The sequence below is a fragment of the Pseudomonas bohemica genome, assembly GCF_002934685.1.
In the GTDB taxonomy this organism is placed as follows: domain Bacteria; phylum Pseudomonadota; class Gammaproteobacteria; order Pseudomonadales; family Pseudomonadaceae; genus Aquipseudomonas; species Aquipseudomonas bohemica.
Genome location: NZ_NKHL01000043.1, coordinates 1 through 5,267 on the forward strand (window position 1 = coordinate 1; position 5,267 = coordinate 5,267).

General features: G+C 57.1%; 5 protein-coding genes and 1 pseudogene. 1 reads left to right on the top strand and 5 read right to left on the bottom strand.

The features are described 5' to 3' along the window. Positions 1–135: 135 nt before the first annotated feature. A complete protein-coding gene (locus CE491_RS00310; RefSeq protein WP_110946399.1) occupies positions 136–480 on the bottom strand; it encodes a YggL 50S ribosome-binding family protein in 345 nt (114 codons plus the stop codon). A 506-nt stretch (positions 481–986) separates the two neighbouring features. Here CE491_RS00310 and CE491_RS00315 point away from each other — a divergent pair. Then, entirely contained in the window at positions 987–1,460 is a 474-nt protein-coding gene (locus CE491_RS00315; protein ID WP_110946400.1) for a hemerythrin domain-containing protein, read from the top strand. A gap of 172 nt (positions 1,461–1,632) precedes the next feature. On the opposite strand, the pseudogene CE491_RS00320 reads toward CE491_RS00315, so the two are convergent. From CE491_RS00320 to CE491_RS00335, 4 genes and pseudogenes are all read right to left on the bottom strand, one after another. Then, a pseudogene (locus CE491_RS00320) lies at positions 1,633–3,336 on the bottom strand (ATP-binding protein); the annotation flags it as partial. A 79-nt stretch (positions 3,337–3,415) separates the two neighbouring features. Next, the gene (locus tag CE491_RS00325) at positions 3,416–4,519 is read right to left on the bottom strand and encodes a phage integrase Arm DNA-binding domain-containing protein (RefSeq protein WP_110946402.1); all 1,104 of its coding nucleotides are present in this window, start codon (positions 4,517–4,519) and stop codon (positions 3,416–3,418) included. Further along, positions 4,500–4,742, bottom strand: a complete 243-nt coding sequence (locus CE491_RS00330) for an excisionase (protein ID WP_110946403.1) — start codon at positions 4,740–4,742, stop codon at positions 4,500–4,502. Before CE491_RS00330 ends, CE491_RS00325 begins: the two co-directional genes overlap by 20 nt. A gap of 22 nt (positions 4,743–4,764) precedes the next feature. Further along, the gene (locus tag CE491_RS00335; protein WP_110946404.1) at positions 4,765–5,127 is read right to left on the bottom strand and encodes a hypothetical protein; all 363 of its coding nucleotides are present in this window, start codon (positions 5,125–5,127) and stop codon (positions 4,765–4,767) included. Between the last annotated feature and the right edge of the window lie 140 nt (positions 5,128–5,267).

The window sequence follows — 5,267 nt, forward strand, 5'->3', positions numbered from 1 at the left end:
TTGAAATACAAAACGCCCGATGCGGTGCATCGGGCGTTTTGAGGGTAAAACAGGTGTAAACCTATTTCAGGACTAGACAGACTCGCTGAAAACCAGGGTGGCCTGATTCTCCAACGACTGGCTATCAACCGGGCGTCAGGCTACCGGATTGATTGGCTTTTCCGGATACCAGGCGTCCAGCAACGGGCTGACTTCGACCTTGGTCAACTCGCTGCGGGCCTTGAGCCAGGCTTCCACGGTGGCGCGCTGTTCTTCGGTGACCGAGCCACGGTCGGCCAGGCAGACCAGACCGTAGTCATCGCCGCCGACATAGTCCAGCCCGTTACCGTCCATTGCATCTGTCAGGAACGCGTCGAGGAAGGCGTCGATTGCCTCGTCATCCAGGCCTTCCTTGAATTCCAGGTTCAGCTCGAAGCCCAATTCCTGGAACTCGTCCACACAGAGCTTTTTGCGTAGACGACGGGAGCGGTTAGTGGCCATGAAGCAATCCTCTTAGGTAAATTCGGGGCGCAGTCTACCAGCTAAAGGCCACTCGCGCGTCCGGCGCGTCGGATATCCGGCTTTTCAGACGCGCCAGGGGGGCGAGCGCCGGAACGAGCCCAGCAGATGGCGCGTGAATTTACGTGTGCGCTCCGGCAGTCCTTTATCGGCGGATCAGGGCCACGACATCGGCGTCCGGTCATTTCAGGCCGGCAGCAGGCGCGCCCCTGTCGCGTTGGCCAAGGCGTCGGCGACGTCCCTTCAGATCGCCCAAGTTAGCCAAATAGGGCTGATGCGGGCGTCGTGGATTCCGTGTTTCTGCACTATCCGTTTGCGCAGATCGTGCAGTACGCCCGAAGGCCTGATTCATAATTGAATCTAACCCTATGAATTTAATGGTTATTGTTTTGCAGCGTCAGATGGCACGCGCTCTGCAACTGTCCTCGGGTAACAGCAGGGCTGGCAGTTCAGACCGGTCCACTGATCGTGATACCAGAGGAAAAGACATGAATGCAATCGACCTTCTCAAAGCAGACCATGAACGCGTCAAGGCAATTCTGACGCAGCTTAGCGAGTCCACCGAGCGCGCCGTGAAAAAACGTACCGAGCTGCTCGGTAAGCTTGAAATGGAAATCACCCTCCACACCAAGCTGGAAGAGGAAATCCTTTACCCCGCTTTCAAGGAAGCCGGGTCCAAGGAGCAGGACATCATGTATTACGAAGCCAAGGAAGAGCACCGTACGGTGGATTCCCTGGTGCTGCCAGACCTGAAAAATACCGACCCGGCTACCCCGGAGTTCTCTGGTCGCGTGAAAGTTGTGAAAGAGCTGCTCGAGCACCACATTGAGGAAGAGGAATCAGAGATGTTTCCCCAAGCGAAGAAGTTGCTCGGAAACGCCAAACTCAACGAGCTGGGTGCACAGATGGAAGCGATGAAAGCTGATTACAAAAAGTCCTCGCTGACAGGGCTGGCTGCTTAATTTCCAGATCGAGAAAAGCCCGGCCCGAAGCCGGGTTTTTTATGTCCGTATTACCGGGGATGGCACACTTGAATCACTACCGCCGATACGCCGGACGCCTACAGCGGTACCCTGGTACGCCAAATCCCGGCACGCTGCTGGACGCGTGTGAGCGGTGTCGTTCAAGCGAACCCTAAAACCGCCGATGGGACAGAAGCGCGCGCTCCAGCGCCTCCATTGCTACCTTCAATGCTTGTGCATGGTCCTTCACTGCCGTCAGCGGCCCATCCCCATCACAGGCCCCTTCCAGGCGCTCGCATAAGTCGATCACTTTATTGGCACTGATAATTCGCGCCGCGCCCTTGATCTTGTGGGCAACGTCATGGATTTCTCGCCTGTCATCCCCGACAAGCCTCTCACCCAACTCCCTGGCATCTTCCCGGCAACTGCTGATCAACTGGTTGATCAAATGCTCGATCATCTCCGGCCGATCACCGGTCAAGGCCACGATACTGCCCATATCGAATGGCGGCGCTTCTGCTTGCCCATCTCGGTACCTGCGTCCCACACTGATCCGCGAAAGTCGTTCATTCAACGCCGTCAGGCTGATCGGCTTGAACAGACAATCGTCCATCCCGGCGCTCCGACAACGCTGTATTTCCTCCGGTTGGGCATTGGCGGTGAAGCCCACCACCATGCAGGGGTCCTGCGCATGCTCCCGCTCGTGAGCGCGTATGGCGCGTGTCAGGTCGTAGCCATTCAATACCGGCATGTTGCAGTCGACCATCACCAGATCGAAATGCCGCGCCAGCCACAACTCCAGCCCCTGCGCACCCTGCTCGGCGACATTGCAGCGATGGCCGAGAAATTCCAGCTGCTGACACAAGAGAAGTCGATTGGCGGGATGATCGTCCACTACCAGAATATCCAGCGTCGCCGCGCTCTGCTCGCTGCTGTCCCGCGGGACCGGCAGAATGGCCAGCGGGTCCAATGACGTCAGTTCGAAAAACATCTGTAGCCGGGTTCCGCGGCCAGGCTCACTGTCGAGGGTCAGGGTTCCCCCCATCATCTCGCACAGGCTACGACAGATGACCAGGCCAAGCCCGGCACCGGTCCTGGCCAGTTGCCCGCTGTTGTCGGCCTGAGCGAAAGGTTCGAACAGCCGCGCCTGATCCTCCGGGCTGATGCCGATGCCACTGTCCTGAATCACGACCTGCAGGCGGATCTGCTGTTCGTTGAGGGAGTCTTCGGCCTGCAAACTGATGCGGATCTGGCCCTGCTGGGTGAACTTGATCGCATTGCTGATCAGGTTGGAGAGAATCTGTTTGAAGCGCAGTGGATCGATCAGCACATCGATGTTGATCCGGCTGTCCAGGTCCAGTTGCAGGGCCAGACTCTTCTGCCGGGCGAGGCCATCGAACACCCTGACCACCGACTCCACCAACTGCCGTAGATTGGCCCGCTCGGGGCTGAGGGTCAGGCGCCCCGATTCGATGCGGGCGATATCGAGGATGTCGCCGATCAGGTCCAACAGGTCCTTGGCCGAGCTGTAGGCCACCTCGATGGCCGGGCGGTCCAACTGCCCTTGGTCCGCGCGCTTGAGGGCCAGTTCAAGCATGCCGATGACCGCATTCATCGGCGTGCGTATCTCATGGCTCATGGTGGCCAGGAAGGTGCTTTTGGCTCGGTTGGCATCATCGGCCTGTTGCTTGGCGGTCTGCAGGTCCTCGATGAGCTGACGTCGTTCGCTGATGTCGATCCAGCCGCCAATGATGCCCTGGACCTTACCCAGCGAATCACGGAAGGGCAGGATCCAGTGATAGATGGTCAGCGATTGCTCGCCAATGTGCAGTGAGCGATCGAGAATCAGCGGCGTGTCATCGGCCATTACACACTGCTTACATAAGTGGTTGATTTTAAAGGCTGAAAAATCCTCCCCAAAACCTCCCCAATATTCCCCCAAAACTCGACGGCAGCTATGCGACGTCGATCCACTCTGTACCGCGGCTGTCCTTGTATATATCCGTCATTGCTGCGCTTCTATGACCAAGCAGTTTCTGAGGATCTCGTCCCTCCGCAGCGTGCAGCCGGGCAGCCAGCGACCGCATTTCGTGAAACGTGGGGGGGTTGTCGCTGAGAGTGACACCAATTTTTGCTGCGGCCCGGTCTCTTAACTCGGCAAACGCGCGTGTCAGCGTATCCAATTTGATAGGAGCTCCCGCCTTCATTCCTCCAATGCTCCTCGAGTGATGGAGAAGATGCTTGGATAGTACTCTATCCCTGCATTGCTTGATGACGGTTTTCAGATCGAGTCCTATCGCCTCAAGGCGCAGTGAGGTGCTGATCCTCAGTCGAGCATTGGTTTTGGATTGAATCACGTGCAAATGGCCGTCATTGTCATCTGCGAACTTCATAGATCTGACGTCCTCACGCCGTTGTCCGGTCAGCAGCCCGAGCTCCAGCGCGCGCTGGAGCCATGGCCGGTCCGCTTCTTCATGCATCGCCTTCCATAGCGCTAGGCTCAGGCGTTCGCGCTTGACCTTGGTCCGGGCTGCCTTGGTCGCGTCCACAGGATTGAGATCGCACCAGCCGGCTGCAATGGCCTCAGTGAACACGTCGCGCAGCATTGATCGAAGGACCTTCGACATATGAGCCTTTCCTTCCTTGGTAATACCGTTGAGGAAGGTGGCCACGTCCATGGTACGAATAAGTTTAATCTCGATATGCCCAAAGGCATCCTCGAGACGCTGCTTGCGACTTTTGAAGCTTCGGACGGTATGAATACTCAAGTCCTTCGCTGCATACAGGGCCTCATACTCGCTCAGCCATTCTGAGAAAGTTTTACCTTTCTCTCTTACTGGCTCGGCCATTCGAGAGACAAGGTTCGGCTTGAGAACATCAGCATAGTTAGCCGCTACAGCTTCGCGGATTGCCGCGTCTTTATCCTTTCCCAAGCCAAACATTCGGCCGGTCACTGGGTCGCGATAGGTGTAATAAGTGACACCGTTGCGGCGATCGGTCTTGCGGTACAGGTTCGGAGGCAGGTCTTTTGACCCTTGGTTACGCGGCCTTGGTACCATGTCGGGCGCTCTCTATACGGCTGATCAGGCTTCCGCCCAAAGGGATTCTTTCTTGCTTTTCCGGTTCACGGTAGCAGGCGTCAGATTCAACGTAGTACCGTTTTCCGTGCTTGATCGGGGCAGGAAAAATTCGACCCTCGCGTGCCCAGGTCCGAAGTGTATTCAAGCTGGGCGGCGTCTTGAATTGGTCGGTCGCCCATTCTTCAAGCGTCATCTTTGCCATATTGGCTACCTCCGTCCGGGGTCTATGCGGGGTTGAGTGGTTGAGCCATCAGGGCGGCGGCGCGGCAGATGGCACGGCGGGCAGCCTGACGAATGTCTTCGGCGTATTCCCAAATCTGACCATCACACCCGTCCAGGGGCTCTGCGTAGGCAGCGCCATTCAGGAAGCGAACTTCCATCTTCAGCTTTGCCGCGATCTTGAATGCATCGCCGTCGCTGATTAGGGGATTCCAGTGGCCGCGAGTGCTGATGCCGCCCTTCACACGGAATGGCCAATCCGGGTTGCTGCAGGTGCAGGGCTCGATCTCAACACCCGCAGCGCGTGCGGCGAGAATCTGAAGCTCTCTGTCTTTCTGACGCTGAATCTCTTCATCTTTTTCGGACACGTGCGAATTCCTCGCCCGCCGTACACCGGCAGGCATGTGGTTAAATGGAATTGATCACTTGAAGGAGGGGTTATGAAAAATGCTTTCAAGCAACCACTGTTCGTCATCGGGCTTCCCCTGATGATTTTCGGATTTGCATC

Bases quoted from the DNA above. Each gene is read 5' to 3' on its own strand.
- CE491_RS00310 (WP_110946399.1), bottom strand. From the start codon at position 480: ATGGCCACTAACCGCTCCCGTCGTCTACGCAAAAAGCTCTGTGTGGAC.
- CE491_RS00315 (WP_110946400.1), top strand. From the start codon at position 987: ATGAATGCAATCGACCTTCTCAAAGCAGACCATGAACGCGTCAAGGCA.
- CE491_RS00325 (WP_110946402.1), bottom strand. From the start codon at position 4,519: ATGGTACCAAGGCCGCGTAACCAAGGGTCAAAAGACCTGCCTCCGAAC.
- CE491_RS00330 (WP_110946403.1), bottom strand. From the start codon at position 4,742: ATGGCAAAGATGACGCTTGAAGAATGGGCGACCGACCAATTCAAGACG.